The sequence below is a fragment of the Salinivibrio sp. MA440 genome, from assembly GCF_001996265.1.
Classification (GTDB): domain Bacteria; phylum Pseudomonadota; class Gammaproteobacteria; order Enterobacterales; family Vibrionaceae; genus Salinivibrio; species Salinivibrio costicola.
The window spans coordinates 53,343-79,168 of the sequence record NZ_MUFI01000005.1; the positions used below are offsets into that span (position 1 = coordinate 53,343).

A 25,826-nucleotide genomic window follows, 5' to 3' on the forward strand; every position below is an offset into this window, starting at 1 on the left:
GTCTTTATGAGACAGGCACGGATATATCAATACACCTTGCCGGTCACTGCCGGTCTATTTTTACGTGACCAGCGTTTAACCCAGCGTGAAGGCTTGGTGGTGGAATTAAGCGAAGGCGCACAACGCGGGTGGGGCGAAATTGCCCCTTTGCCTGGATTTAGTCAGGAAACCTTCGCCGAAGCACGGCACGCTCTGATTGCCGCGACTGCTGTTTGGTGTGATCACCGTAATATCGCCATGCCCCAATTGCCACCTTCGGTTGCATGGGGGTTAAGCATTGCCCAAGCGGAATTGGATCAACGCTTGCCGACCCCGTCCTCGTTTCAGACGGTGCCCGTGTGTACCGGCGATCCGGACGCGCTATTCGCCGCACTGGGACATGTGTCGGGTGGCCCGCACTCGGATGATCCATCCGATGAAGCCAAAGTTAAAGTGGGTGAGTATGAAGTGGCGCGTGATCGCTTAATGGTGACCACGTTGCTCGATGCCATTCCTCACCTTAGGTTGCGTCTTGATGCCAATCGTCGTTGGCGGCCTGAACAACTTGCGGCCTTTTGGTGTGGTCTGAGTCAGGCGCATCAAGCGCGAATAAGCTGGATTGAAGAGCCCTGTTGTGATCCTTATCAGTCTCTTGCTCAAGCAGAGGCATTAGGGGTGCCATTAGCATGGGATGAAACCTTGCGAGATAGCGACGACACAGGGTTAAAAGAAAGTGATCATGTAAGGACTTGGGTGATCAAACCAACAATGATGGGTGATTTCGCGCAGGTGAATCAATCCGTTACACGCGCACACGCACTCGGTAAAATAGCCGTTATTAGCTCATCACTTGAAACCAGCTTGGGACTGACGCAATTATCGCGCGTTGCCAGCTCGCTCACCCCGAATGTTGTGCCTGGGCTCGATACTTTGTGCGTGTTTGAACAACAGCTGGATCGAACCTGGCCTGGCGCCAATCAGCCTTTGATTCCACTCGATGACCAGCCGTTAATTTGGGTCAATACCTTGTGACGTCGCCATGCTTTGCTTTTAACACCTGGCCGTGGCGTTACTGGGCGGCTGACGCGCCTGATGCCATCGCGATAGATAGCGAGACCCCCCTCACATGGCAGGCGTTGCGTGCTTTAGTCGATGCCCAGCATCGGACGTTCAATGATGCGCCAGTGGTGGTATTAAATAGCCACGATGCCCTGCAGTCTTTGGTGGTCACCTTGTTGGCTGCTTGGCAAGCCGGTAAACAAACCTTGGTGTTAAATCAGGCATTAAGTGCGGATGTACAAACGGCAGTGCTCGATAATCTAGGTCCTTTTCAATGGGCCCACACTCACCAATCGGTGCCTGACGCGCAATCGGCACGCAATATGGCGCCTTGGCATATCGACATGCCGTTAACCCTTACCTTGACGTCAGGATCGACTGGCGCGCCCAAAGCGGTGGTACACGGCGCGCGTCAGCATCTTGCCAGTGCTGCCGGTCTGACAAAGCGGCTACCGTTTACAGGCGTCCGTGCCTCTCAAACGCCGGATCGTTGGTTGCTTTCTTTACCGCTTTATCACGTCTCTGGTCTTGCCATTGTGTGGCGTTGGTTGTTAGCCGGGGGGGAGCTTGGCATTTATCCGTGTCGAGGCGAGCACTTAGTCAATGCGTTAAAACGGGTGACCCATGCATCACTGGTCCCAACCCAGCTCTATCGTGTCTTGCCCGCATTGAAGGACGAGGCCGAACCACGGCGTTTGGTCCATGTATTATTAGGCGGTGCGGCGATCCCCACCGCTTTAACCCAAGACGCCGAAGCGATGGGCATTGCCTGCTGGTGCGGCTATGGTATGACGGAAACGGCATCAACCGTGACGTTAAAGCGTGCCGATGGTCAAGATGATGTCGGCGCGCCGCTGCCTTATCGTGATGTGCAGATACGTGACGATGGTGAGATTATCCATCGTGGTGAGACGTTAGCTTTGGGATATTGGCAAGCGGGCCAGCTACACCGCTTAGATGCCGAGCAAGGCCTTGCGTCGCGGGATCTCGGCCGTTGGCAGGCCCAGCAGGCGGTATCGGTACTACGCATTGTCGGACGTCTAGATAATCAATTTATTTGCGGCGGCGAGAATGTTCAACCTGAAGCGATCGAAGCGCATTTACAGCGGTTGAGAGGCGTGACGCAAGCGATGGTTGTCCCGATTGTCGATCGCGAATTCGGTCATCGCCCACTAGCCATTGTGCAGAGCGCGAGCCCTTTTTCGCCCCAAATATTGGCCGAGCATTGTGCCTCACTGGCGCCGTATCAGCGCCCAGCACATTACCTTTGTTGGCCTGAGACGCAACAAGACGGCCAAATCAAACCGTCTCGTCACGCTTTGGCCCAATGGGCGCAAGCTTATATGAAGAGTTAAGCGTTATCTTCTTGGAGGCGAATCATTTCGTCACGCAAATAGTCAGCATTTGCTTGCTCAGGTTCAACCGCTGGCCCGGCGGCAACCGTCACCTTAGACCAAAACCGTTTTGGAAGCTTTAACATCGCTTTGCCGCCATGGCGGCTGAAGTAACTGCCCCACAATCCTTGCAATGCAAGGGGCACAACGGGGACCGGTGAGCGTTGCAATATCATGTCCATACCCCGGCGGAACTGATCAACCTCCCCATCATAAGTAAGGTGTCCTTCAGGGAAAATGAGCACGACTTCGCCATTATCCAGCGCACGTTGGATCTCATTCATCGCGGTACGAATTGTGCGGCCACGATGACTAATAGGGATCACTTTTGAGGTGCGGAAAAACCAATGGAGAACCGGGATCTTGTATAAATCTTCAAACATCACAAAGCGTATAGGGCGATGACAGGCGCCCGCGAGTAAAGGGGCATCCATGTAACTGACATGATTACAAATCAGCAGTGCGCCCCCTTTGTCGGGAATATGGTGCAGATCTTTGTGCGTCACTCGGTATAAGGTGTGCGTGATCATCCAGGTAAAAAAGCGTAGAGCAAAAATAGGCACGAGCTTACTGACGTAAAGCGCGACCACCAGATTGAGTAAGGTGAGCAACAGGAAAAATTCAGCAATCGAGAGCTCAACGACCACCAACATGGTGATCCCCAGTATGGCACTGGCTACCATAAACAAGGCATTAAAGATATTGTTCGCGGCAATCACACGCGCACGTGCGGCTTTATCGGCGCGTTGTTGCATCAAGCTATACAGGGGCACAATAAATATGCCACCAAAAACGCCGATCATCAGCAGATCAATAAACACCCAAGTTAACGCCGGGTCGGTGACAAAAGCGAGCAAATCGGCGTGAGGTGTTGGGTTGGCCGGAGTAGCAAAAAATAGATGCAGTCCAAACACCGTTAAACCGATGCTGCCCAATGGCACAATCCCAGGTTCGATACGATGGCCAGAGAGTTTGTCGCACAATAATGCGCCGACCGCGATCCCAATCGAAAATAGCGTCAATAAAAACGAGACACCTGTTTCACCGCCCCCGAGCAGTGCCGTGTATTTCGGAAATTGTGTGAGATAACTTGCGCCTAAAAACCAAAACCAGCTTATGCCTAGTATCGCTTGCAGGGTTACCTTATCTTTACGCGCAAAGCGCAAGGTTTGCCGCATCAGTGATACGGGTTTGTAGCGTAAGTTGAGTCCGGGGTTACCTGCTGGCGCGGGGGGGATAGCATGAGCGGAGAGCACCCCCAGTAAAGCAAAGACGAGTACCGCAATCCCCGCAATAAGATTGGAATCAGGATGATGGGCGATAAAGCCCGCTAATAATGTCCCGAGCAGAATGGATAAAAATGTCCCCGTTTCCACCAACGCATTGCCAGAGACCAGCTCTTTATCACTCAAGGTTTGCGGTAACAGCGCATATTTCACCGGACCGAAAAAGGCCGATTGAGTGCCCATTAAAAACAAGAGCGCCAAGAGGATGATCCACGCTTGGACATACAGTGCGACGGCTGCACAAGACATAATCAGCACTTCCAGCCACTTTACTCGTCGAATAATCCTCGCTTTATCGTGTTTATCGGCAAGCTCACCAGCAAACGCTGAAAACAAGAAAAAGGGAAGAATAAACAGCCCGGCAGCCGCATTGATAAATAAGGTGGCATCCATAGGGAGCTGATCTGCGGAGGCAAACGCGACCATAATCACCAATACGTTTTTATAAACGTTGTCGTTAAAGGCGCCCAGTGCCTGAGTAATAAAATAAGGCAAAAAGCGTCGCTCGCGCAAAAGTTGAAACTGTTGGCTCATGAGTGCATTGGTCCATTTTAGCAAGGCGGTCAGCGCGTTATACTAGCAATGCGAGGCGAGGGCGCAACCCATTAAAGATTGCGCCGTCATAACGTTAGCGGGGGATTAGCGATGATTACGAAAAGGTTTGCATGTTTTTAATCGAGACTTGCTCGTTCAAGGTCCAAAAGTCGTAGAGAATACCGACTAAGAAAAAGCCCCCCGTAAACAAGTAGATAATCCCCGTGATCCACTTTCCCATATACATACGGTGAATGCCTAAGACCCCTAGAAAAGTCAGCAAAAGCCAAGCAATGGTAAAGTCAGTCGAACCGCTACGAAAACGAAGGTCGGCTTCTTTATCCATGGCCGGAATTAAGAACAAATCGACAATCCAACCAATTAAAAACAGCCCTAGAGTAAAAAACCAAATAGTGCCGGTCACCGGTTTACCGTAATAAAAGCGGTGTGAGCCAAGAAAACCAAAGATCCAGAGTAGGTAACCGACGACTTTGCTGTGTGTATCATTCATGGTTCGGGCCTGTATGTGTCTTTAAGTTAGATAATGGCTTGGAGTGCAGTGGCGTCAAATGGTTCCTTAACGCGCAAAAACAACGGCGAAGAGGTGATGTTTGGTAACAATTTCTTTACCCCTTTAATTGACTTCATCGATAAAGACTCTAGCATGAGAAGCGTCTTAAACCACAGATGATGCGATCATGAAAAAATTATTCTCTGTTGCAGCTTTGATGTTTGTCTTTGTTGTCACAGCGCCTTATGCAGAAGCGAAGCGCTTTGGCGGCGGCAAGTCCTTCGGTAAAAGCTTCAAAACGGCGCCAGCGCCAAAAAATAACACCACAAACACTAACACGCTCAAGCAAAATACCACCAAAAGCGGCAAAAAAGGGCTCGCAGGTGGTCTGCTGGGTGGCTTGCTTGCTGGTGGCCTGCTCGCGGCCTTCTTTGGCGGCGCCTTTGAGGGGATCCAGTTTATGGACATCCTGATCATGGGTCTGATTGCCTACTTTGCACTGAAGTTTTTACGCGGATTGACGCAAGCGAAAGCGGGTGCCCAAGCACAAGGGCCAGCCTATGCGGGTGAGAGTAAAGGTTATTATCATCAGCAACCTAATGCCTTTCGAAACCATGCGGCTGATGGCTCAAGCGGGGCTGCGACAGGTGGTTTTGGTGCCGACACGCAAAATGATGTGCCGTTTAACTTTCCGCCACAGTTCGATATGCAAAGTTTTTTAAGTGGTGCGCGTGAGCACTATCGTATTTTGCAAGGTGCATGGAACCACAATGAATTAGAAAAGATCCAAGAATACGTCACGCCTGAGCTATACAACGACTTAGCGGCAGAACGCGCGCGTTTAGGTACTGAGCAACATACCGAAGTGATGTACGTCGATGCAGAGATTGTCCGTGCTGATCACGACAGCCGTCGCGCACAGTTAAGCTTAAAATTCACCGGCCGTTATTGTGACCGTGTGGAGGGTGTCGAAGAAGATATTACTGATATCTGGCATCTTGAGCGTGACTTGTCCCAAGCCAATGCGCCTTGGCTGATTGTGGGTATCCAAAGCTAATTCTGCAGAAAAGCGCCAATAATACAGAAAGGCTAGTACTGCGGTAAAAACAAGCCAATATGATAAAAGCGCTAGCTTGTAGTGAGCTAGCGCTTTTTTATGTCGCCGCTTCCAGATATATCAAGTTGTCGAGCGCTTGTTGGTAATGATCGCCACAGACATCTGGTTCGGCGTCAAATGCGGCGCAAACGCCTGGACGGTCGGGCGTACCGAAAAGCTGGCATAAATTGTTGTCATCGAGCAGCACACAGCGAGTGCCTGCAGGTTTACCGTAAGGCATACCCGGAATAGGAGATGAAATACTAGGCGCGATGCAGCAGGCACCACAGCCTAGACGGCACGAAAATGTCGATGCAGTGGGCATATTGTCGGCTTCCTCAATGTGCAGGGGCGGGCACTTTATCATTCGGCTGCACACTCTCCAACCCATCCTAATGCCTGCTTGCACTTTATCGCTATGATGGTTATAACAGCGGCGCAATGTCTTGCCGCTCCGCGCGGTTTTATTATAAAAAGAGAGCCAGCATCATGAGCACGCCCTTTTGGCAACAAAAAACCTTAACGCAAATGAGCGATGAGGAGTGGGAGTCGTTATGCGACGGTTGTGGCCGTTGTTGTTTGCATAAGTTGATCGATGAAGAAACTGATGAACTCTACTATACCAACGTTGCTTGCAGTTTGTTGGATGATAAAACCTGCTCATGCAAAGACTATCCTAATCGTTTCTCGTATGAAGAGTCCTGTTTGAAGCTTACCCGCGACAAAATCGACGAGTTTTACTGGCTGCCAGAAACTTGTGCCTATCGTTTGTTGGCAGAAGATAAACCGCTACCTGATTGGCACCCGCTGATCACCGGATCAAAAGCGGCAATGCACAAAGCGGGGATTTCGGTCAAAGACAGCGTGGTGTATGAAATTGATGTGATTGACTGGGAAGATCATATTCAGCTCACCACGCGGCCAAGATAGGGATGCGAACCGTTAGCCTCCCGTTTGCCTGGCATCAAGGCTAACCCATTGTTTATTTTCGAGCGTGGGGCATAATGAGTGCCAACTCGACAGGAGGTGGAATGCAAAGGTACACGCGTCGTTCTAAAGCTGGCTGGGCCCTCGCGATAGCGTTATGGGTTCTGGCAGTGTGTGCCTTGCAAAATCAGCTTAGCCTGCAATCAGGGGCGCAAGCTGCCTGCCAAGTTGGCAACTTGGGAGAGCATGGTGATGAGGTCAATACAGTGGGCAAGAAATGTTCGCTGTCTGAGCAATTGATGCATCCTTCTGTTCTGACCCTAGATTGGCTGCCTTCTCCACTTTGGTGGTTGATTGTGTTGCTTGCCGTTATGGCAACCGTCAGCCTCGCGGTGGTATTACCCACGCATGACCCACCCACGTATCGACGGCGGCATCTTTGCTTTTGTGTGTTCCGAGAATAAAGCGCCTTTTCTTTCCATGGCGTATTTATTTTCAACAAGGAACAGATTTATGACTCGAATCAATCACTATTGGCGCAGCGTAACACCAAGTAGCGTATGGCAAGCTTTGGTCTTACTACCGCTTTTGTCTTTATGTTTACTGTTACTCAGCCCTTCTGTACTGGCAAATACGCCCGATACAGGTTGGCTGTCTAACCCTGATCACCCCCCCGTTGAGGCGCGTTTAGCGCTCACTGGTCAAGGTAATCCAGAGACTCACCACCTCGATGGCTTGCTTTCCGTCCGTTTACAAGGCGATTGGAAAACCTATTGGCGCTCGCCAGGCGAGGGCGGGGTCGCCCCAGAGCTTATCATTAACGATAGCCAAAACTTGGATGATATTATCTGGCATTGGCCGGCACCTGAGCGCCATGAGTTACTTGGCTTGACCATGTTGGGCTACAAAGGGCAAGTGACTTTCCCACTGACCTTCAAGGTTGATACATGGCAACAGCCGGTGTCGCTCGATGCCACCTTGCGCTTGTCCTCGTGCACCAGTGTGTGCGTGATCACTGACTACCCCATCTCGCTCGACGTGACGCCCAGCGCACTAAAGGCTGATGGTGAGCGGATGTATCAGTTCAACCAAGCGATGAGTCAGGTGCCTAAGCCGCTACCCAGTGTGCAGGTTGAGTCTGCGGTCTGGGATGCTAACAAGCAGCAGCTCGCCGTCACTGTCACCGGTAACCAAGCTTGGCAACAGCCAGATATGCTGGTGGATGGCGAGGCGGTTATTGATGACACCTTTGGTGTACCCAGTCTCCACCGTGATGGCGACACCCTGACCGCGACCTTTGATGTCACCAATTGGATAGAAACCCCCAAGCTGACCGGTAAACCGATTCAAGTCACTGTTATTGATGAGCAGCTTCTGGCTGAGCATAGCACCACAGTGCGTGCCGGAAGTGTCGCGTCGCAAGCCGGATTATCTGTTTGGGTGATTGGTGGCATTGCCCTCTTAGGGGGGCTGATTTTGAACGTGATGCCCTGTGTGCTCCCTGTACTTGGACTCAAACTTAACAGCATTGTCGCCAACCCGAATGCCACCCGTCGGGCGGTTCGTAGCCAGTTCCTGGCCTCTGCTGCCGGTATTCTGGTGTCGTTTTGGGCGATAGCTGGGCTGCTGATGACATTAAAGCTAACGGGGCAAGCCGTGGGTTGGGGCGTCCAGTTTCAAAGTCCAATCTTTATCGGCGTCATGACGCTGGTCATTTGGCTATTCGCGCTGAGCTTGTTTGATGTGCTGCGTATTGATTTGCCATCAAGCTGGCAAACTTGGCTTGCGACACGCGGTGGCCACACAACAAGCGGTCACTTTGTCCAAGGGGTATTTGCCACCTTACTGGCCACGCCATGCTCGGCACCTTTTTTAGGCACTGCGGTGGCATATGCGCTGGGTGGGTCGTTGACGACGTTGTGGCTTATCTTTACCGCACTCGCCGTTGGCATGGCGCTGCCGTGGCTGCTGGTTGCCGCTTTCCCGGGGCTGACGCGCGCATTGCCCAAACCAGGGCCGTGGATGAATCACGTGAAACGGGTATTTGCGCTCTTGCTGGTTGCTACCACGGTGTGGCTATTCTGGCTGTGGATGCCTTATCTGGGCGTTGTTGGCGCTATCGCAGTGGGGGCACTGTTGCTTGCTACCAGTGTGTGGCTGACATATCGTACCCTTGGTAAGCTTGCCGCGATTAAAGGCGCAGCTGGACTATTGGCCGTTATGGTATTAGCGATTGTTGGCGCCTCCTTGACGGCAGAGCGTTGGGCAACGCCGATGAACTCGGATCCGGATTGGGTGGCGCTGGACGAAGCTGTGATCGCTCAAGCGGTGGACCAGGGCAAGCTGGTGTTTGTCGATGTCACCGCGGATTGGTGTATTACCTGTCATGCCAACAAAGTGGGTGTGATATTGCAATCGCCCGTTTATGATGCCATTACCGCGTCTAATGTGGTAGCAATGCAAGGTGACTGGACCCGACCCAGTGAACGTGTGACGCAATATTTACAAAAGCACCAGCGCTATGGTGTGCCGTTTAATATTGTTTATGGTCCAGGTGCACCAAACGGCATTGCACTGCCGGTAATTTTGACCGATAAGGCCGTCATGAGCGCGCTTGAGCAGGCAAAAACACCATGACGAGCAGTAAAATGAAACGGTCGTGGCGTGAGCGGGTCAAACGTGGTGCGCGTGACGTGTGCTGGCTCATCGTGTTTGTGCTGATATCTGGCACTGCCGTCGATTGGTGGCGAAGCCGTGATATCGACACCAGTCAGTTTCCTGTGGACACGGTCCGCTTGCTGGATGGCCGCCAACAGGATTTGCTCGCCATGTCGCAGCACGAACCCGTGCTTATCTATGTATGGGCGAGTTGGTGCGGTGTGTGCCGTTTTGTGACTCCCTCGGTAGATTGGTTGAGTGATCATGCGCAGGTGGTCTCGATCGCGTTACGCTCGGGCTCAGCGAAAAAAGTAAATGGATACCTTGCTCATCATGGTTACGATTTTTCGGTCGTCAATGATCCAGATGGACAACTCTCACGTCGATTGTCAGTGAAAGTGACGCCGACGGTAATGGTGGTTGAGCAAGGAAAAATCACCGCGATAACAACAGGCTTTACCTCACCGGTTGGCCTATGGTTAAGAATGTTGTGATGACGACAAACGTTAAAAAAGGAAACCGAATGTCCCTATCTCGTTTTTTTGCACCTTGGCTGGTGCTTCTTATGCTGGCTTTTCCGGTGAGTGCTAATACGCTATCTGATACGGAGCAAACACAGCTGGATGAAATCGTCGATTTGCTCGAAGCGAATCCTGCGCTGATTGCGAATCTTAACCAAAGCTTGCAAAAATATGTTGAGCAGCAAAAGACATTAAAACAAAACCTCGCCGCGCGCCGAGACTGGTTTGAATCGGACACCCACAGCTGGATTGGCGCAGAGAAGCCTGAAGTCACCGTGGTGAATTTTATGGACTACAACTGTCCATACTGTAAAAAGCTTGAAGACGAGCTACAGAAACTGGTTGCCGCCCACGACGATGTGAAGGTGATTAATATTGCCGTGCCGCTAAAACAGCAGAATATCGAATCGCTTGATACCAACTCTGCCGTGTATGCGATGAATGTGTGGCTGGAAAAACCTGAGGCCTTTGCGCAGGTTCATGAATTATTGATGAAAAAGCGCGGTATGCATGATGCTCGTTCTTTAGAGAAAATTGCGCAAAAAACCGATACCGAATCACTGCTTGCGGGCAAAGAGCGAACCGGAGAAGCGGTAGCTGACAACTACCGCGCCTTCATGGAGCTTGGGTTGCGTGGTACACCAGCGATGATTATTGGCGATCAAGTTGCACCTGGCTATCTACCCTATCCACAGCTAGAAGCCATGGTTAAGGCGGCCAAACAAGAAGGCTAAGCGTGAGTGATACTCGCTAACTATTTGAAAGCCAGTCAAAAGATGACTGGCTTTTTTTGTGTGCTGCGATTTGGAGGAAAAGCTGGCAAAATAGCGCGCCTTAACGGTAAAGGTACGGCATGAGTCAAACGAATTATCAATCACCACGCATTGTATTAGGCCCCATGGAAGGCGTACTTGATCCCTTAATGCGCAAGCTACTGACTGAGATTAATCACTATGATCTCTGCGTGACTGAGTTTGTGCGTGTGGTGGATCAGCGTTTACCGGAAAAAGTCTTTTATCGCTTCTGCCCTGAGTTACATCAAGGTGGCTTTACCGATGCGGGGACGCCGGTTCGGGTCCAACTACTGGGGCAAGATGTTGATGCGATGGCCAGTAACGCGCAGCACGCGATTCAGTTAGGGTCGCAAGGGATCGACATTAACTTTGGTTGCCCCTCTAAAACGGTGAATGGCAACCGCGGCGGCGCAGCGTTATTAAAGACGCCTGAGCATATCTACGAGGTGGTGAAAGCGGTGCGTGAAAGCGTCGCGCCTGAACATACGGTGAGTGCAAAAGTGCGTTTAGGATTCAATGATCTGGATGACTATTTAGACATTGCCCAAGCGGTTAATGATGCGGGAGCCGACGAGCTGGTGGTCCATGGCCGTACCAAGCGCGACGGTTACAAGGCAGGGACGATTCGTTGGGATTTAATTGCGGAGATTAACCAACAGTTTGCGATCCCTGTAACGGCAAACGGTGATATTTGGGGACGGGATGACGCGCTTAAGTGCCAAGCACTTACAGGCTGTGACACATTAATGGTCTGCCGTGGCGCGCTAAATATGCCCAACTTGGGTCAACATATTCGTGACAATGTTGAGCCCATGGATTGGCCTGCGGTGTTGGCCTTGTTAGTGCGCTATAGCGCACAGGAGCGCCAAGGAGACAAGGCGGTGTATTTCCCTAACCGCATTAAGCAATGGTTTAAGTATTTGCGTCAGTATTATCCGCAGGCTGACGCGTGCTTTAAGGTTATTCGCGTCCTTAATCGCGCTGATGAGATAGCCAGAGCGCTCGATAACGCGCGTGCGCAAACAGAATTCATAAAATAGGAAACCTTATGTCAACACTTATGACACTCTCTGATGACTGGGACGGCATGCCGGCCAGTTTTGTTGAAGGGGCGCTGCTGGCTGCCAACATTTGTCCTGTGCCGATGGACCCAGATACTTGGTTGTCGGTGTTATTGACCGCCGGGGTTGAAGACGATGAAGTCGTGGCGCTTAATGACAAGGACAAGCAGGCCATACTCGCGCACCTGGAGCAGCAATATCATGCGTTGATGCGTAATGATTACACCTTGCCTGACGCGTTAATGATTGCGATGCGCGGCGAGCTCGCACAAGCCTTTTCGGAAGGGTTTCTTGCCGTATGGCCCCATATTGAGCCGCATTGGCATGATGTCACACTCAATGATGGTAGCCGCCGTATGCTTTCCGCATTAGTGACCACTATGCTGCTACTGCATGACGAGGCCGGCACCTTAGCGCAAATGAAAGAGGTAGGGATTGATGTTGAGCCTGGCCAATATGTAGAGCAATTAGATCTTATGATCCAAGAAGTCGCGAAAGCGGCCGATGAAGCACAACAAGGAACGCACGGTGCGCATCAGGTGAATCCGTTCAAATCGGTTGGTCGTAATGATGCCTGCCCGTGCGGTAGTGGCGCTAAGTTCAAAAAATGCTGCGGGCGTTAATCGGATGATATCAGCAGCGCAGACGACTGCAATTCGCGTAGTGGCCGGTGTGGCCACGCACAGTCACCACGTTTTAGTGGCGCAACGACAGCCAGATTCGCATTTTATCAGCTGGTGGGAATTTCCTGGCGGCAAAGTCGAGCAAGGCGAGACCGACCAGCAGGCACTTAAGCGTGAATGGCTTGAAGAGTTCGGCGTTGAAATCAACGTCGGCGCAGCCATCGTCGAAACCGAATACGATTATGGTGACAAGGTGATTTTACTGTGCAGCTATTGGTGCGAGATCCTGGATACGCCATTAACGTTGAAACAGCATCAGGCCGTGTACTGGAGCGACCCCCAGCGGCTTGACCCCGGGGTATTTAGCGCCGCAGATCGGCCGTTAATACGTCAGTTGTGTCATTCAGTAAGCGACCATCAACTCATGCAAAGCGCCGAGTAAATCGGCGTTTTCTTTTTTTATCCGGTTATCTTGGTGCCTAGTGCCTAGTGCTTAGCGTATAGCCGCGTGTTATTAAGAAAAAATCCGACGCGGTGGGCGACCGATAAACTGGGCGATAACCACCAGCCCCCAGATCACGAGCATGGCTGAGAAGATGCCCACCAGCCATTGTGGCATGGACCAACCTAACCATTGCCAGACCACTTTACTGCAATCGCCAGACGCTTCAAACACCTGAGGCAGCCACTGATTTAAAGGGGCCCAAGAAGGGAAGTTTACCGCCACATCACAGGTGGGGCCAAAGAGTTGGTTAGGATCGGGGAATTGATAACTGACATGCTCTAATGAAAGCTTTAGCCCCCAAGCGGCGGTGATGCCATAGGCCAGCAACCCTAGGGTGCGCCAAAAGGGCTCCTCGGGAGCAATCAGTCCGAGTAACGCTGCCGTGCCCACACCAAATAAGGCGACACGTTCATAAATACACATCACACAGGGCGCAAGTCCTTGGCCATGTTGGAAATACAGCGCGGTTGCTTCGAGGCCAACCACACAGAGAAGCAACAACAGCCAGGACGCTCGGCTGCGAGAAAATTGATTTAAGGCGCGCCACATAACTCACTCCTGATAAAAAACAAGGCTCTACACTGAGAGCCTTGCTATTCAATCGTTTGTTGAGACGAAGGTCAATGATAGAAATGCGTTAGTGCGCACTGGGTATCGCTTGTTGGGTCATATGGATGGTTTCAGATATCCAGCCTTGGTGTAGCATCCACTCGGTTGCTGGCACCAAAAAGAACTCGATACCCATCACGCCCAATAAGCCCATCACAATGGTATAGGGCAGTGCCATATACACCATGCGCCCGTATGACAGGCGTAGCAAGGGAGCCAGCGTCGAAGTAAGCAAGAACAAAAACGCAGCTTGACCATTAGGGGTCGCAACGGACGGCAAGTTAGTCCCTGTATTGATAGCGACCGCCAACATATCAAACTGCTCGCGATCAATGACCCCATTGAGGAGCGCTGTTTTCACCTCATTGATGTAGACGGTCCCCACAAAGACATTATCAGACACCATGGACAGCAAGCCGTTTGCTACATAAAACATGGTAAGTTGCAAATGGCCTTCCAATGACAGCACCAGATCAATCACCGGTGCAAACAAGTGCTGGTCAATAATCACCGCGACTATTGAGAAAAAGACCGCCAATAGCGCAGTGAAAGGAAGTGCCTCTTCAAACGCTTTGCCGATATGGTGTTCGTCAATCACCCCGGTAAAGGAGGTGGCTAAGATAATAATACTGAGACCAATTAAACCGACCGCGGCCAAGTGAAGAGCAAGGGCGGCGATTAGCCATACGGCGATTAATGCTTGAACCACGAGTTTGGCCTCATCTTGTGGCGTGCGTTTGGCGCGTTGTACTTTATCGTACTCGACCAATATGTTTAGAACGTTATTCGGCAATTTTGCCCCGTATCCAAACCAGCCAAACTTTTCAACGATTATGCAGGTTAACAAACCAGCAAAGAAAACGGGCAGGGTCACCGGTGCCATGCGAAGGATAAATTCACCAAAATGCCAGCCAGCTTGATCGGCAATAATCAGGTTTTGCGGCTCACCGACCATCGTCATCACGCCCCCGAGTGCAGTTCCCACCCCGGCATGCATCAATAGACTGCGCAAGAAGGCACGATAATTCTCCAGATCGTTGCGGCTAAGCTCATCACTTAAGCTGTCATCTGAGGTGTGGTCATGGGCGGCACCAAGCTCCTTCCCCGAGGCAACGCGGTGATAAATGGAGTAAAAGCCGACGGCGACACTGATCACCACCGCGATCACGGTTAAGGCATCAAGGAAGGCCGAAAGCGCTGCAGCCGCGCTGCAAAATGCTAATGAAAGGGCAATTTTAGAGCGAATGCCCAGTAGTATTTTGGTGAAAATAAAAAGCAACAACTGCTTCATGAAGTAAATGCCGGCGACCATAAAAACAAGCAGCAGCAGAACTTCTACGTTGGCTACCAGCTCGTGCTTAACTTGATCTGGGCTGGTCATCCCTATCGCGACCGCTTCAATCGCCAATAGCCCGCCAGGCTGAAGTGGGTAGCATTTTAACGCCATGGCCAGAGTAAAAATAAACTCGACCACCAGTAGCCAACCGGCCATGAAAGGGTTAATCGAGAAAACGATCGGATTAATAATTAAAAAGCCAACAATGGCCAGCTTGTACCAATCAGGGGCTTTGCCGAGAAAGTTCTTTAAAAACGCGGTGCTGAGCGTAATGGTCTTAGCCATAATGATAGTCTCATTGTTATCTATGTCTCTTAACGCGCACGGATGGGCGAGTTACGTGCTACATCGCTTAGTGTGGCGAGCCCATAAAGCTCGCACGCGAGAGGGTGACAGTTAAAAGTGACGGTACGACTATCGGTATGAGTTACCCGTTCAGAGCAACGAAGGATAGCCTTGTCAGACAGTAAGTGTGCGCCAGTTTGCCTTAGACATATTTTGTTACATCTTGTATGACGTAGTTTTGCGAGTTATGCCCAAATTTTCATTGATCTGGTACAAAAAGATAGCAGATGTCACGCGATTGGTGGCGATATCACAGAGCTGTTTCTGCAACTCATGACTAGTGGTATGATGACTTATTAATCAGAGCAAGAAGCAAATTGGAATTTAGATTCAATGGTTATAAAGGCGGATAGCCCAGCAACATTTGCTGAAAAATATATAATTGAAAGTATTTGGAACAATCACTTCCCAAAGGGCTCTATTTTACCCGCAGAGCGTGAATTGTCTGAACTCATTGGCGTGACGCGCACCACGTTACGGGAGGTGCTTCAGCGCCTCGCCCGCGATGGTTGGTTAACCATTCAACATGGCARACCTACTCGGGTCAATGATTACATGCGAACGTCGGGGCTCAGTATTCTTGATACGCTGGTGACCCTGGAAGGGCAGGACGTGCACGGGGTTCTCGAGGATTTACTTGCGGCGCGGACAGACATCAGCGGTGTCTATATGCGTTATGCAGCTAAAAATCGCCCGCAAGACTGCTTGGACCTAATTGATTTGGTTATTAAGCGCTGCCAACAAGTGCTTGAGTGCGAGCGCTTTGAACAGTTCTTAGATCTGATTGATGAGAAAAGCGAAGTTCTGAAAGACGTCAAAAAAATTCAGGACAAATATGGTAAGCAGGATCCTGAGCTGTGTGAGCGTATTTGTATGGGCCGTGCTTTTAATCATTTCGATTATCGCTTGTTCCAAGGCATGGCGCACTTCTCTGGCAATAAAGTCTATGTGTTGACGATTAATGGTATGCGCCAAATTTATTCACGCGTGGGGGGCTATTACTTTATGGACCGCCGTGCCTGTGAAAATGCGCTGAGCTTTTATAGTGATCTACGCGAAATGGTGGCCAATAACCAACATCCAGCCATTGGTGACCGGGTAAAACAATACGGACGTGAGTGCGGGGGCTTATGGTTTAGTAACCGCGAGACCATTGCCTCTCACATGGCTGAAGAAGAAGCATAGGTCTTGGCGTAAAGACGCATAAACCTGAGCGTAAAGGCACATAAACCTGAGCGTGCATAACAAAAGCCGCCGTGATGAAAGCATCAGGGCGGCTTTTTTAATGGCGCTGGATGTCCCTTAGGCTGGGGGCTGTTCCTAATGGCTACCCATTAACATATCAGGATCAAACTGGGGACGCTTGGGACAACTGCTAAGAATTTTTCCACGTCCTTCGCTGGTTTCTTCTTCCAAAACCACTTCAAACCCCCAGAGTCGGTGGACATGCTTTAACACTTCTTCATGAGAGTTAGCGAGCGGAATACGGTTATGCGGCACATACCTCAGTGTGAGTGAACGATTACCGCGCAAATCGACATCAAAGACTTGAATGTTTGGCTCGCGATTACTCAGGTTATATTGTGCTGATAAGTCTTCACGTAGCTGACGATACCCTTGTTCATTATGAATGCTGGTGACTTCAATATAGTTTTGTCGATCGTCGTCATTGACCGCAAAAAATTTCATATCCCGCATCACCTTGGGGGACAAGAACTGACTAATAAAGCTCTCATCTTTAAAGTTTGCCATCGCAAAATGGACCGTCTCAAGCCAGTCTTTGCCGGCAATGTCAGGAAACCAGTATTTATCCTCATCGGTTGGCTCTTCGCACATGCGGCGAATGTCCTGAAACATGGCAAACCCTAGCGCGTAGGGATTAATGCCGGAATAAAACTGACTATTGTAGGGCGGCTGCGCGACCACATTCGTATGGCTATGTAAAAACTCCATAATAAAGCTATCCGTGACCAAGCCTTCATCATAAAGGTGGTTAAGAATGGTGTAATGCCAGAAGGTCGCCCAACCTTCGTTCATCACTTGCGTTTGTTTTTGCGGATAAAAATATTGGCTCACTTTACGGACGATCCGCACAATCTCACGCTGCCAAGGCTCTAGGAGTGGGGAATGTTTCTCAAAAAAGTACAGCAGGTTTTCTTGTGGCTCTGATGGAAAACGGCGCGTTTCTGCCTCCTGCTCTTTTTTCCCGCCTGGGATGGTCCGCCACAGTTCGTTAACTTGGGTTTGCAGATAATCTTCTCGGGCTTTCTGGCGTGCTTTTTCCTCGGCAAGTGAGATCTTTTGCGGACGTTTATACCTGTCGACGCCATAGTTCATCAGCGCGTGGCAGGAGTCGATCAGGTTTTCGACTTCCGCGAGGCCGTACTTTTCTTCACACTCGCTAATGTAGTGTTTGGCGAACAGCAGGTAATCAATGATCGAGCCGGCATCGGTCCAGGTTTGGAACAGATAGTTGCCTTTAAAGAAAGAGTTATGACCATAACAGGCATGCGCCATGACTAGCGCTTGCATGGTGATGGTGTTTTCTTCCATAAGGTAGGCAATACACGGGTCCGAGTTGATCACAATCTCGTACGCCAACCCCATGTACCCATGCTTATAGTTGCGCTCGGTTTCAATAAATTTTTTGCCGAATGACCAGTGGTTATAGTTGATGGGCATTCCCACACTGGAGTAAGCATCCATCATCTGCTCGGCGGCGATGATTTCGATTTGATTGGGATAGGTGTCGAGCTTGTAGTGTTCGGCAACCCGTTTAATTTCCTTGTGATACTGCTCAAGCAGGTCAAAGGTCCAATCCGGCCCATCGTGGAGTGGAGTCTTGTGTTTACCTTTGGTGACAGCCATACCATGCCTCCCTGATAAAATGCGTCTATGCCGGTATGGCGTCAGGCTTCGACCTGACGCTTAAACAATTCGCGAAATACGGGGAAAATCTCTTCCGCGGAGCGAATGTTCTGCATAGCAAAATTGTCATGGCTTTCGGCGAGTGACTGATACTCACGCCACAGTGTTTGGTGCGCACGACGTGTTATTTCAATATAGGCGTAATAGCGGCTCACCGGTAACAGCGTTTTTTGCAACAACTCGCGACAGCCCGGTGAGTCGTCAGCCCAGTTATCGCCATCTGAGGCTTGAGCGGCGTAAACATTCCATTCTGTCGGGTTGTACCTGTCTTTGATGATGTCATCCATCAGTCGCAGGGCGCTAGACACAATGGTGCCGCCGGTTTCTTGCGAATAAAAGAACTCATGTTCGTCGACTTCTTTCGCCTGCGTGTGATGGCGAATAAATACCACCTCGACATTTTTGTAAGTCCGTGAGAGAAACAGATACAGCAGAATATAAAAACGCTTAGCAATGTCTTTGGTGGCTTGGTCCATCGAACCAGACACATCCATTAAGCAAAACATCACCGCCCGACTATTTGGCTGAGGTCGCTTCTCGTAGTTTTTGTAGCGTAAATCGAAGGTGTCGATAAACGGCACGGCAGCAAGTTTGTTTTTGAGTGCCGCGATCTCTTCTTCGAGGCGTTTTTCTTCTAACGGTTGAGCAGGCTCAGCACGTTGAATCTGTCCGAGTGCTTGTTCAAGCTCAGCGAGCTCGCGGCGTTTTCCGGCTGACATCGCCGTTCGCCTCGCAAGCGAATTTTGTAAAGAACGGACGATAGCGATATTGGAAGGCACGCCGTTTGAGGTATACCCAGAGCGGTGTGTTTTGTACTCCACCATTTTCGCCATCTGGTTCTTTTTTAGATTCGGTAGTTCGAGATCTTCGAACAACAGGTCCAAGTATTCGTCTTTCGAAATTTGGAAAACAAACTCGTCTTGTCCCTCACCATCTGGACTTGCTTGCCCTTCACCGGCGCCGCCGCCTTCGCCACCCGGTGGGCGAGCGATACGATCGCCAGGACTAAATTGGTCATTACCCGGGTGGACAGCCTCCCGCTGTCCCCCTTTGCCTTGGTGAAACGTGGGTTCACGGATGTCGCGTGATGGAATCGAAATGTCCTCACCACTTTCGATATCGGTGATCGAGCGATTGTTGACGGCGTCGGCAATGGACTCTTTTATCTGCCGCTTGTGGCGGCGTAGAAAGCGCTGCCGGTTGACAGTGCTTTTGTTTTTGCCATTGAGACGACGATCAATAAAATGCGCCATAACTTTCTCCCGTCATCTGCGTCAACCCGTAGGCTACGACGATTTACGCACGCGCAAATACCATTCGGCGAGCAAGCGAACTTGCTTGCGGGTATAGCCTTTTTCCATCATTCGGGCGACAAAGTCGTCGTGTTTTTTCTGCTCGTCGCTTGAGGTCTTAGTATTGAACGAAATCACCGGCAGCAGATCTTCCGTATTGGAGAACATCTTTTTCTCAATCACGGTTTTCAGCTTCTCATAACTGGTCCACGCCGGATTCTTGCCTTCATTATTCGCTCGAGCACGGAGCACAAAGTTAACGATTTCGTTACGGAAATCTTTCGGGTTACTGATACCCGCTGGCTTTTCGATTTTCTCCAACTCGCCATTAAGCGCTGAACGATCAAACAGCTGACCAGTATCTGGGTCGCGGAATTCTTGATCTTGAATCCAGAAATCGGCATACGTGACATAGCGGTCAAAAATATTCTGGCCGTACTCAGAGTAAGACTCGAGATAGGCGGTTTGGATCTCTTTGCCAATAAACTCGATATATTTAGGAATTAAGTAGCCCTTCAAGTGCTCTAAATAGCGCTCGGCGACCTCTTGTGGGAATTGCTCCCGCTCGATTTGCTGCTCCAGGACATAGAACAAATGCACAGGGTTAGCCGCGACCTCGGCGTGATCAAAGTTGAAAACACGTGACAAAATCTTGAAGGCAAAACGGGTTGATAGTCCATTCATACCCTCATCGACCCCAGCAAAATCTCGGTATTCTTGGTAAGACTTGGCTTTTGGATCGGTATCTTTGAGTGTTTCCCCATCATACACACGCATCTTCGAATAAATGCTTGAGTTTTCAGGATCTTTTAAGCGCGACAATACCGTAAAGCGCGCCAGAATATCGAGTGTGCTTGGCGAGCAAGGCGCATGGCGTAATTCACTGGTCGCCAACAATTTGTCGTAAATATGGATTTCATCCGAAATTCGCAAACAATAGGGTACTTTGACAATGTAAACCCGGTCGAGGAAGGCCTCGTTATTTTTGTTATTGCGGAATGACTGCCATTCGGATTCATTTGAGTGGGCCAGAATGATGCCGTCAAATGGCAATGCCGAAAGCCCTTCTGTACCGTTGTAGTTACCTTCTTGCGTTGCCGTGAGTAGGGGATGAAGCACTTTAATCGGTGCTTTAAACATCTCGACAAACTCCATCATGCCTTGGTTAGCCCGGCAAAGCGCACCGGAGTAAGAATAGGCATCAGGATCATCTTGTGAATAATGTTCAAGTTGGCGAATATCCACTTTACCAACCAAGGCAGAGATATCCTGGTTGTTTTCATCGCCTGGCTCCGTTTTGGCAACGCCAACTTGATTGAGAATAGAGGGACGGAGCTTAACCACTTTAAATTGGCTGATATCGCCGCCAAATTCTTTTAATCGCTTAGCGGCCCAAGGCGACATAATATGTTGAACGTAGCGCTGTGGAATGCCATATTCTTGTTCGAGTAGGTGGCCATCTTCAGTCGCATCAAACAGGCAAAATGGGTGATCATTCACTGGGCTACGTTCGCCATTGGCGGTTAGTACATAAATCGGCATCTGCTGCATCAAGCTTTTTAGCTTCTCGGCCAATGACGATTTCCCCCCACCGACAGGGCCCAGTAAGTAAAGAATTTGTTTGCGCTCTTCTAAGCCTTGAGCGGCATGTTTAAGGTATGAGACGATTTGCTCGATCGAATCTTCCATACCATAAAAGTCTTTGAACGTTGGGTAACGTGAAATGACACGGTTAGAGAAAAGTCGGCTGAGCCGAGGGTCGAGCGAAGTATCAACCTTTTCCGGTTCGCCAATCGCCATCAGCAAACGTTCCGCGGCATTGGCATACGCGCCGCGATCATCTCGGCATAGATCCAAGAATGCTTGAAGGCTCATTTCTTCGTCTTTCGCTTCTTCGTAGCGCTGACGATAGTGATCAAAAATAGTCATGGTCTTGCCCCCTAAATCGTCTGATAACTCGAAAAGAAAAGGCGCAAAGTTGGCTGGATGTTCCCTTTCCTTTTTATAAGGTTAGACCGCATTGCTCGATCTTGCGTGAAAGAATTGTTTGTTTTTTCGATAATTTTTGTTGAGTGATTTGTATGCCTGTCTTGCCAATATATTGACAGCGGGTGTTCAAGCTAGTGAGATATGCTGGTGGTGATTATTTTGCCAGCTAGGGGGACTGGGCTTACATTGGCCAGCCGTTAAACAATAAAGGAAAGGATGATGAATATAGCAAGAGAAACGGCTTGGGTAGTGTGTGCGTTGGCACTGACTTCCGGCAATGTTTATGCAGACACGCGGGTATCAGCAGGGGTGATCGGCGCGTTTTCACCCCAGGTGTACAAAGACACGGATACCGACCCACTTGTGGTACCGACAGTCAACCTTGATACCGACCACTTTTACTTTCGCGGTCTCACTGCCGGCGCACGTCTGGCACCGAAAGACTCGACACACAATCTCGTCGTATCAGCGACCTATGACCCTCGTCGTTTCGATCCTGCCGATACCGACGATCCGCAATTGAGCCAGCTCGACAAGCGCGATGCATCGATTGTGGCAGCGCTTGCCTACCAATACCATTCACCTATCGGACGTTTTCAGGCGGCTGTTGGCGAAGGCGTGACCCAGGATAGGGACGGGGTATATGGCGAAGTGAGTTGGAAATATGGATTTAATCACCCGCGTTGGGGCGTCTCTCCGGAAGTAGGGTATGCCTACAATAGCCATGAGTTAAATAAGCACCTTTATGGGGTCAGCGCCACTGAAGCATCGCGTGTTTCAGGCATTGAGGCGTATGAGCCAGGCTCTGCGGGCCATTACTTTGTTGGTGCCAGTGGCTATTTTATGCTGACCGAGCGCATCCAACTGCTTGGTGGCGTGCGCTATACCAACCTCGATGATGAAATAGCGAACAGCCCAATGGTGGACCAATCTACCGCCGCTTCCGGCTATCTCGGTGTTAATTATGTCTTTATGTAGCCAAGTCTTTATGTAACCAAGTCTTTATATAAAAAAGTCTCTATATAAAAAAGTCTCTATGTAACAACGCGGCCACCTTATACCAAGGTGGCCGCTTTGTTTAGCGTCGCGCTTTTTCATCACATAACGTTGTGGCCAGGGTATAGGTTTGCCCTGGCGATACCAGGGTATCTGGTTGCTCAAGTGCGGCCTCAATGCAAACAAAATGTTGATAGCCATCGTCATCCATGTCTGCCATTTGTACTGAGGCAGCTTGTCCAGGGTTCCATATCACCGCGCTGGTCGCGCCTTGGTTGGTGACATAAACGCGACGGTTACCGGCCGGATCGGTGAGTGACAGTGTATCGCGCGCCCCGGTATAAATGCGATCCACGGGGCTTTCAAACGTGACCTTTCCCGGAGCAGGTTGAGCCGCACCGGCACTGAAATTATCGAGGTACTGATTACCAACCCCGTCTACATAAGCCTGCTCGCTGTCCGCGACGGTCAGGTAGCTGTGTAATGCGCCGCCCATCGTCCAATAATGCTGATCGGTATTGGTGACGGCGAGGGAAATAGTGGCTTTTTGTGTCAGGGTGAAAGTGACGGTTGCTTCAAAACGATGGGGCCAGAGTGCCATTGACTGGGCAGATTCAGACAGCTTCAGTTGCACAATCACGCCATCCGGTTGCTCGTCAACCTGCGCCAATTGCCACATCTGTCGACGCGCAAAGCCATGCGAAGGCGAGCCCGATAGTCCAAACCAAGGCCAACAAATAGGGACGCCGCCTCGTAATGGTGTTTGCGCATCGTAGACGGCGTTGCGACTCATCCAAACCAGTGAGGATTCACCTGTAGGCGCAAAGGAGAGTAAGTGGCCGCCGAAAAGACTGATGGTGGCGGCGCACGATGGGTGACTCACGCGAAGAATCGGGACCGATTGCCGATAGCATAAATCGACCGAGGCGGAGAGTTGACGTTCAAAAAGCAAAGACATGGACATAGCTTAAACCTCTTCGGGGAGTGTCTACGAACAAAAACCGGCTCATTGGATAGGCGCCAGATACACAAAAGGCGGCTCTAGGCCGCCTTTATCGATACTATTGTAATTGCTACTTACTTAGAGATGTGTGCAACTAGGTCAAGTACTTTGTTTGAGTAGCCGATTTCGTTGTCGTACCAAGAAACCACTTTCACGAAGTTGTCAGTCAGCGCGATACCTGCTTTAGCATCGAATACTGAAGTTTGTACTTCGCCGATGAAGTCTTGAGAAACAACTGCATCTTCAGTGTAACCAAGTACACCTTTCAGCTCGCCTTCAGACGCTTCTTTCATTGCCGCACAGATTTGGTCATAAGACGCTGCTTTTTCTAGGTTAACAGTCAAGTCAACCACTGAAACGTTGGCAGTTGGCACGCGGAACGCCATACCAGTCAGTTTACCATTAAGCTCTGGCAGTACTTTACCAACCGCTTTGGCTGCACCTGTTGAAGATGGGATGATGTTCTGAGATGCACCACGGCCGCCGCGCCAGTCTTTCGCAGAAGGACCGTCAACGGTTTTCTGAGTCGCAGTGGTTGCGTGAACAGTGGTCATCAGGCCAGATACGATACCGAACTTGTCGTTCAGTACTTTCGCGACAGGCGCTAGGCAGTTCGTGGTGCAAGATGCGTTAGAAACGATATCTTGACCCGCGTAATCGCTGTGGTTAACACCCATAACGAACATTGGCGTTGCGTCTTTTGATGGGCCAGTAAGAACAACTTTCTTCGCACCCGCTTGGATGTGTTGACGCGCTGTTTCGTCAGTTAGGAAGATACCGGTCGCTTCAGCAACAACGTCAACACCCACTTCATCCCACTTAAGGTCTGTTGGGTTACGTTCTGCTGTTACGCGTACGGTTTTGCCGTTAACGATCAGGTTACCACCTTCAACTTCTACGGTGCCGTTAAAACGGCCGTGAGTTGAATCGTATTTCAGCATATAAGCCATGTATTCAACGTCGATAAGATCGTTGATTGCTACCACGTCGATGTCGTTACGTTCTACAGACGCACGAAATACGAAACGGCCGATACGGCCAAAACCGTTAATACCTACTTTGATAGTCATTATGTTGCTCCACAACTTAATTTCTAGTGAGATTAAACTGGTAGTAAAATTACAGAATAGGACCCCGCCATGCAAGGGTAATCGCAGCCAAAATTGTCTAAAATCAAAAAAAAGTACGGATTTTTTTTACATCGCCTAAACATTTGGCGCCCTTACGGCCATGCCTGTGTTGTCTTTAATCAACCGTGGATAAAGAACAATCAGGCTTGGCGCAACAACTGGTACTTGATAGCGTAGAAGCAGAAGGGCAATTACGAAAGGCAAACTGGTACGACAAGTTTGACGTGACCGGTTTACCTTTGATTGAGCGTTGCCTTTTACTGAGTGGTTGCCTTTTACTGAGTAATGGGTGCGAGCAATGACGCTTGAAAATTGCCATCGTCGATCGCGGCTGATATTTCAAATGCCAATCGCTGCAGTGACGTCTCCTGTTGTTCGCTCAGTGTGTAAAGTCGAGACAAACGATCACTGTTGGCAATGGGAAGATTGTAACTTTGCCCCACTTTCGCCCACAAATACGCATGTTCAAAGCGTTTAAGCGCATGATTGGTGGTGGCGAGTGATTTAATCACCTCTGGAATCACGTCTTGCTTTACGGTGAGATCGCGGCCGTCATACAGCTCCAACGCGTGCAATAAAATCTCCACGGTTTTAGCTTTATCCCGTGAGACATAATAGGTCGCCAGACCAAGTTGTAACTGGGGCGTTTCCAGATGGGGAGTGCCTTCAAGCTTTAAAAACTGGGGTAGGGCGCCGTTGTCACCCTGAGACCAACGGTAGTAAATCACCGGTGGTTGATAAGAGGCTTCCAGTTCATCTTCCAAACGAGCAATCGCATCATAAGCATGGTAGACCGCCTCCGTACGCTTGGTTTTGCGTTGTTTGAGTGTGGTAGGCTCAATTTCAGCTACCAGCTCCATACAGCGCAAGTAGGCTTTTGTTTGCTTGAGTTCGGTGAGTTTATTGAGATCGGTTGGCTTTTGGTCAACCGCCAAACGATCGAAAATCAGATCCGAGCGCTCAAATCGGCATTGTCCGTCGCCAATGTTTAGCCCTTCGCATAATTCGGGGTGTGTTTCGCACACTTGATTGGTGGTCGGTTGTCCATCGCAGCCGACGAGTAGCAGTAAACTCGTGACAATACCGAGACGATAAACGTAGCGAGTAAGTAATCGTAAATTCATTATTTGTCGTATCCTGAGTCAACTACGTCGAGTATACGTTATCTTTGAGTGTAGTTGATGCGTAAAAGCGTGATAAAGCGCACTGTGCTAAACATGCCGTCTACCGACCAAGATCAGGCATAATAG

At 50.1% G+C, this 25,826-nt stretch carries 25 protein-coding genes; 14 read left to right on the forward strand and 11 right to left on the reverse strand.

Annotated elements, in window-relative coordinates; all coding sequences use genetic code 11:
- Positions 1 to 6 precede the first annotated feature (6 nt).
- Together menC and BZG80_RS02550 are read left to right on the forward strand one after the other, a co-directional pair.
- Positions 7 to 1,011, forward strand: a complete 1,005-nt coding sequence (gene menC, locus BZG80_RS02545; protein ID WP_077678665.1) for an o-succinylbenzoate synthase — start codon at positions 7 to 9, stop codon at positions 1,009 to 1,011.
- Positions 1,008 to 2,393, forward strand: a complete 1,386-nt coding sequence (locus BZG80_RS02550; RefSeq protein ID WP_158011520.1) for an AMP-binding protein — start codon at positions 1,008 to 1,010, stop codon at positions 2,391 to 2,393. The genes menC and BZG80_RS02550 overlap by 4 nt, the downstream gene beginning before the upstream one ends.
- Here BZG80_RS02550 and BZG80_RS02555 read toward each other — a convergent pair.
- Both BZG80_RS02555 and BZG80_RS02560 read right to left on the reverse strand, forming a co-directional pair.
- Positions 2,390 to 4,252 (reverse strand): MFS transporter, encoded by a 1,863-nt coding sequence (locus BZG80_RS02555; protein ID WP_077678667.1) that lies wholly within the window; start codon positions 4,250 to 4,252, stop codon positions 2,390 to 2,392. The genes BZG80_RS02550 and BZG80_RS02555 overlap by 4 nt on opposite strands.
- A 115-nt stretch (positions 4,253 to 4,367) precedes the next feature.
- Complete coding sequence (locus BZG80_RS02560) at positions 4,368 to 4,763, reverse strand: NINE protein (RefSeq protein WP_021022265.1); 396 nt, start codon at positions 4,761 to 4,763, stop codon at positions 4,368 to 4,370.
- Positions 4,764 to 4,950: 187 nt separating this feature from the next.
- Here BZG80_RS02560 and BZG80_RS02565 point away from each other — a divergent pair, with 187 nt between their 5' ends.
- Positions 4,951 to 5,820 carry a Tim44 domain-containing protein gene (locus BZG80_RS02565; RefSeq protein WP_077678668.1) on the forward strand — a complete coding sequence of 290 codons (870 nt, stop codon included), beginning with the start codon at positions 4,951 to 4,953 and terminating at the stop codon, positions 5,818 to 5,820.
- A gap of 97 nt (positions 5,821 to 5,917) precedes the next feature.
- Here BZG80_RS02565 and BZG80_RS02570 read toward each other — a convergent pair whose 3' ends face one another.
- Positions 5,918 to 6,184 carry a YkgJ family cysteine cluster protein gene (locus tag BZG80_RS02570; RefSeq protein WP_077678669.1) on the reverse strand — a complete coding sequence of 89 codons (267 nt, stop codon included), beginning with the start codon at positions 6,182 to 6,184 and terminating at the stop codon, positions 5,918 to 5,920.
- Between the two features lie 164 nt (positions 6,185 to 6,348).
- Here BZG80_RS02570 and BZG80_RS02575 point away from each other — a divergent pair, with 164 nt between their 5' ends.
- From BZG80_RS02575 to BZG80_RS02610, 8 genes are all read left to right on the forward strand, one after another.
- Positions 6,349 to 6,789, forward strand: a complete 441-nt coding sequence (locus BZG80_RS02575; protein WP_077678670.1) for a YcgN family cysteine cluster protein — start codon at positions 6,349 to 6,351, stop codon at positions 6,787 to 6,789.
- 101 nt (positions 6,790 to 6,890) lie between these two features.
- A complete protein-coding gene (locus BZG80_RS02580) occupies positions 6,891 to 7,250 on the forward strand; it encodes a hypothetical protein (RefSeq protein WP_077460358.1) in 360 nt (119 codons plus the stop codon).
- A 49-nt stretch (positions 7,251 to 7,299) separates the two neighbouring features.
- Positions 7,300 to 9,423, forward strand: coding sequence for a protein-disulfide reductase DsbD family protein (locus BZG80_RS02585; protein ID WP_108744096.1), 2,124 nt, complete (start codon positions 7,300 to 7,302; stop codon positions 9,421 to 9,423).
- Complete coding sequence (locus BZG80_RS02590; RefSeq protein ID WP_077678671.1) at positions 9,420 to 9,938, forward strand: protein disulfide oxidoreductase; 519 nt, start codon at positions 9,420 to 9,422, stop codon at positions 9,936 to 9,938. Before BZG80_RS02585 ends, BZG80_RS02590 begins: the two co-directional genes overlap by 4 nt.
- 29 nt (positions 9,939 to 9,967) lie before the next feature.
- Positions 9,968 to 10,699 carry a DsbA family protein gene (locus tag BZG80_RS02595; RefSeq protein WP_158011521.1) on the forward strand — a complete coding sequence of 244 codons (732 nt, stop codon included), beginning with the start codon at positions 9,968 to 9,970 and terminating at the stop codon, positions 10,697 to 10,699.
- Between the two features lie 119 nt (positions 10,700 to 10,818).
- Positions 10,819 to 11,799 (forward strand): tRNA dihydrouridine(16) synthase DusC, encoded by a 981-nt coding sequence (dusC, locus tag BZG80_RS02600; RefSeq protein WP_021022274.1) that lies wholly within the window; start codon positions 10,819 to 10,821, stop codon positions 11,797 to 11,799.
- Positions 11,800 to 11,807: 8 nt separating this feature from the next.
- On the forward strand, positions 11,808 to 12,443 hold the full coding sequence (locus BZG80_RS02605) for a YecA family protein (RefSeq protein WP_077460362.1): 636 nt from the start codon (positions 11,808 to 11,810) through the stop codon (positions 12,441 to 12,443).
- A 4-nt stretch (positions 12,444 to 12,447) separates the two neighbouring features.
- Positions 12,448 to 12,885, forward strand: a complete 438-nt coding sequence (locus BZG80_RS02610) for a (deoxy)nucleoside triphosphate pyrophosphohydrolase (protein ID WP_077460363.1) — start codon at positions 12,448 to 12,450, stop codon at positions 12,883 to 12,885.
- Positions 12,886 to 12,957: 72 nt separating this feature from the next.
- On the opposite strand, the gene dsbB is transcribed toward BZG80_RS02610, so the two are convergent.
- Both dsbB and nhaB read right to left on the reverse strand, forming a co-directional pair.
- Positions 12,958 to 13,497, reverse strand: coding sequence for a disulfide bond formation protein DsbB (gene dsbB, locus BZG80_RS02615; RefSeq protein ID WP_077460364.1), 540 nt, complete (start codon positions 13,495 to 13,497; stop codon positions 12,958 to 12,960).
- Between the two features lie 88 nt (positions 13,498 to 13,585).
- Positions 13,586 to 15,178 (reverse strand): Na(+)/H(+) antiporter NhaB, encoded by a 1,593-nt coding sequence (gene nhaB / locus BZG80_RS02620; RefSeq protein WP_077678672.1) that lies wholly within the window; start codon positions 15,176 to 15,178, stop codon positions 13,586 to 13,588.
- 393 nt (positions 15,179 to 15,571) lie between these two features.
- Between nhaB and fadR the strand changes: the two genes are divergently transcribed.
- Positions 15,572 to 16,423 (forward strand): fatty acid metabolism transcriptional regulator FadR, encoded by an 852-nt coding sequence (gene fadR / locus BZG80_RS02625; RefSeq protein WP_077678673.1) that lies wholly within the window; start codon positions 15,572 to 15,574, stop codon positions 16,421 to 16,423.
- A gap of 135 nt (positions 16,424 to 16,558) precedes the next feature.
- On the opposite strand, the gene BZG80_RS02630 is transcribed toward fadR, so the two are convergent.
- From BZG80_RS02630 to BZG80_RS02640, 3 genes are read right to left on the reverse strand one after another with little or no spacing between them, the layout of a single operon-like run.
- Positions 16,559 to 18,106, reverse strand: a complete 1,548-nt coding sequence (locus BZG80_RS02630; protein ID WP_077576297.1) for a SpoVR family protein — start codon at positions 18,104 to 18,106, stop codon at positions 16,559 to 16,561.
- Between the two features lie 41 nt (positions 18,107 to 18,147).
- Positions 18,148 to 19,419 carry a YeaH/YhbH family protein gene (locus tag BZG80_RS02635; protein ID WP_077460368.1) on the reverse strand — a complete coding sequence of 424 codons (1,272 nt, stop codon included), beginning with the start codon at positions 19,417 to 19,419 and terminating at the stop codon, positions 18,148 to 18,150.
- 33 nt (positions 19,420 to 19,452) lie between these two features.
- Entirely contained in the window at positions 19,453 to 21,387 is a 1,935-nt protein-coding gene (locus BZG80_RS02640) for a PrkA family serine protein kinase (RefSeq protein WP_077678674.1), read from the reverse strand.
- Between the two features lie 279 nt (positions 21,388 to 21,666).
- On the opposite strand from BZG80_RS02640, the gene BZG80_RS02645 reads away from it, so the two are divergent.
- Positions 21,667 to 22,425 (forward strand): MipA/OmpV family protein, encoded by a 759-nt coding sequence (locus BZG80_RS02645; protein WP_158011522.1) that lies wholly within the window; start codon positions 21,667 to 21,669, stop codon positions 22,423 to 22,425.
- A 100-nt stretch (positions 22,426 to 22,525) separates the two neighbouring features.
- Here the strand turns inward: BZG80_RS02645 and BZG80_RS02650 are convergent, their stop codons facing one another.
- Together BZG80_RS02650 and gap are read right to left on the reverse strand one after the other, a co-directional pair.
- The gene (locus BZG80_RS02650) at positions 22,526 to 23,407 is read right to left on the reverse strand and encodes a D-hexose-6-phosphate mutarotase (RefSeq protein ID WP_077678676.1); all 882 of its coding nucleotides are present in this window, start codon (positions 23,405 to 23,407) and stop codon (positions 22,526 to 22,528) included.
- A 113-nt stretch (positions 23,408 to 23,520) separates the two neighbouring features.
- Positions 23,521 to 24,516 (reverse strand): type I glyceraldehyde-3-phosphate dehydrogenase, encoded by a 996-nt coding sequence (gene gap, locus BZG80_RS02655; RefSeq protein ID WP_021022285.1) that lies wholly within the window; start codon positions 24,514 to 24,516, stop codon positions 23,521 to 23,523.
- A 185-nt stretch (positions 24,517 to 24,701) separates the two neighbouring features.
- On the opposite strand from gap, the gene BZG80_RS15855 reads away from it, so the two are divergent.
- The gene (locus BZG80_RS15855; protein ID WP_158011523.1) at positions 24,702 to 24,878 is read left to right on the forward strand and encodes a hypothetical protein; all 177 of its coding nucleotides are present in this window, start codon (positions 24,702 to 24,704) and stop codon (positions 24,876 to 24,878) included.
- Here BZG80_RS15855 and BZG80_RS02660 read toward each other — a convergent pair.
- On the reverse strand, positions 24,852 to 25,700 hold the full coding sequence (locus tag BZG80_RS02660) for a DUF2989 domain-containing protein (protein WP_077678677.1): 849 nt from the start codon (positions 25,698 to 25,700) through the stop codon (positions 24,852 to 24,854). The two genes, BZG80_RS15855 and BZG80_RS02660, sit on opposite strands and share 27 nt — an antisense overlap.
- Positions 25,701 to 25,826: the final 126 nt, after the last annotated feature.

Coding starts and splice junctions, on each gene's coding strand:
- menC (WP_077678665.1), top strand. CDS start 7: ATGAGACAGGCACGGATATATCAATACACCTTGCCGGTCACTGCCGGT.
- BZG80_RS02555 (WP_077678667.1), bottom strand. CDS start 4,252: ATGAGCCAACAGTTTCAACTTTTGCGCGAGCGACGCTTTTTGCCTTAT.
- BZG80_RS02560 (WP_021022265.1), bottom strand. CDS start 4,763: ATGAATGATACACACAGCAAAGTCGTCGGTTACCTACTCTGGATCTTT.
- BZG80_RS02565 (WP_077678668.1), top strand. CDS start 4,951: ATGAAAAAATTATTCTCTGTTGCAGCTTTGATGTTTGTCTTTGTTGTC.
- BZG80_RS02570 (WP_077678669.1), bottom strand. CDS start 6,184: ATGCCCACTGCATCGACATTTTCGTGCCGTCTAGGCTGTGGTGCCTGC.
- BZG80_RS02575 (WP_077678670.1), top strand. CDS start 6,349: ATGAGCACGCCCTTTTGGCAACAAAAAACCTTAACGCAAATGAGCGAT.
- BZG80_RS02580 (WP_077460358.1), top strand. CDS start 6,891: ATGCAAAGGTACACGCGTCGTTCTAAAGCTGGCTGGGCCCTCGCGATA.
- BZG80_RS02585 (WP_108744096.1), top strand. CDS start 7,300: ATGACTCGAATCAATCACTATTGGCGCAGCGTAACACCAAGTAGCGTA.
- BZG80_RS02590 (WP_077678671.1), top strand. CDS start 9,420: ATGACGAGCAGTAAAATGAAACGGTCGTGGCGTGAGCGGGTCAAACGT.
- BZG80_RS02595 (WP_158011521.1), top strand. CDS start 9,968: ATGTCCCTATCTCGTTTTTTTGCACCTTGGCTGGTGCTTCTTATGCTG.
- dusC (WP_021022274.1), top strand. CDS start 10,819: ATGAGTCAAACGAATTATCAATCACCACGCATTGTATTAGGCCCCATG.
- BZG80_RS02605 (WP_077460362.1), top strand. CDS start 11,808: ATGTCAACACTTATGACACTCTCTGATGACTGGGACGGCATGCCGGCC.
- BZG80_RS02610 (WP_077460363.1), top strand. CDS start 12,448: ATGATATCAGCAGCGCAGACGACTGCAATTCGCGTAGTGGCCGGTGTG.
- dsbB (WP_077460364.1), bottom strand. CDS start 13,497: ATGTGGCGCGCCTTAAATCAATTTTCTCGCAGCCGAGCGTCCTGGCTG.
- nhaB (WP_077678672.1), bottom strand. CDS start 15,178: ATGGCTAAGACCATTACGCTCAGCACCGCGTTTTTAAAGAACTTTCTC.
- BZG80_RS02630 (WP_077576297.1), bottom strand. CDS start 18,106: ATGGCTGTCACCAAAGGTAAACACAAGACTCCACTCCACGATGGGCCG.
- BZG80_RS02635 (WP_077460368.1), bottom strand. CDS start 19,419: ATGGCGCATTTTATTGATCGTCGTCTCAATGGCAAAAACAAAAGCACT.
- BZG80_RS02640 (WP_077678674.1), bottom strand. CDS start 21,387: ATGACTATTTTTGATCACTATCGTCAGCGCTACGAAGAAGCGAAAGAC.
- BZG80_RS02645 (WP_158011522.1), top strand. CDS start 21,667: ATGAATATAGCAAGAGAAACGGCTTGGGTAGTGTGTGCGTTGGCACTG.
- BZG80_RS02650 (WP_077678676.1), bottom strand. CDS start 23,407: ATGTCCATGTCTTTGCTTTTTGAACGTCAACTCTCCGCCTCGGTCGAT.
- gap (WP_021022285.1), bottom strand. CDS start 24,516: ATGACTATCAAAGTAGGTATTAACGGTTTTGGCCGTATCGGCCGTTTC.
- BZG80_RS02660 (WP_077678677.1), bottom strand. CDS start 25,700: ATGAATTTACGATTACTTACTCGCTACGTTTATCGTCTCGGTATTGTC.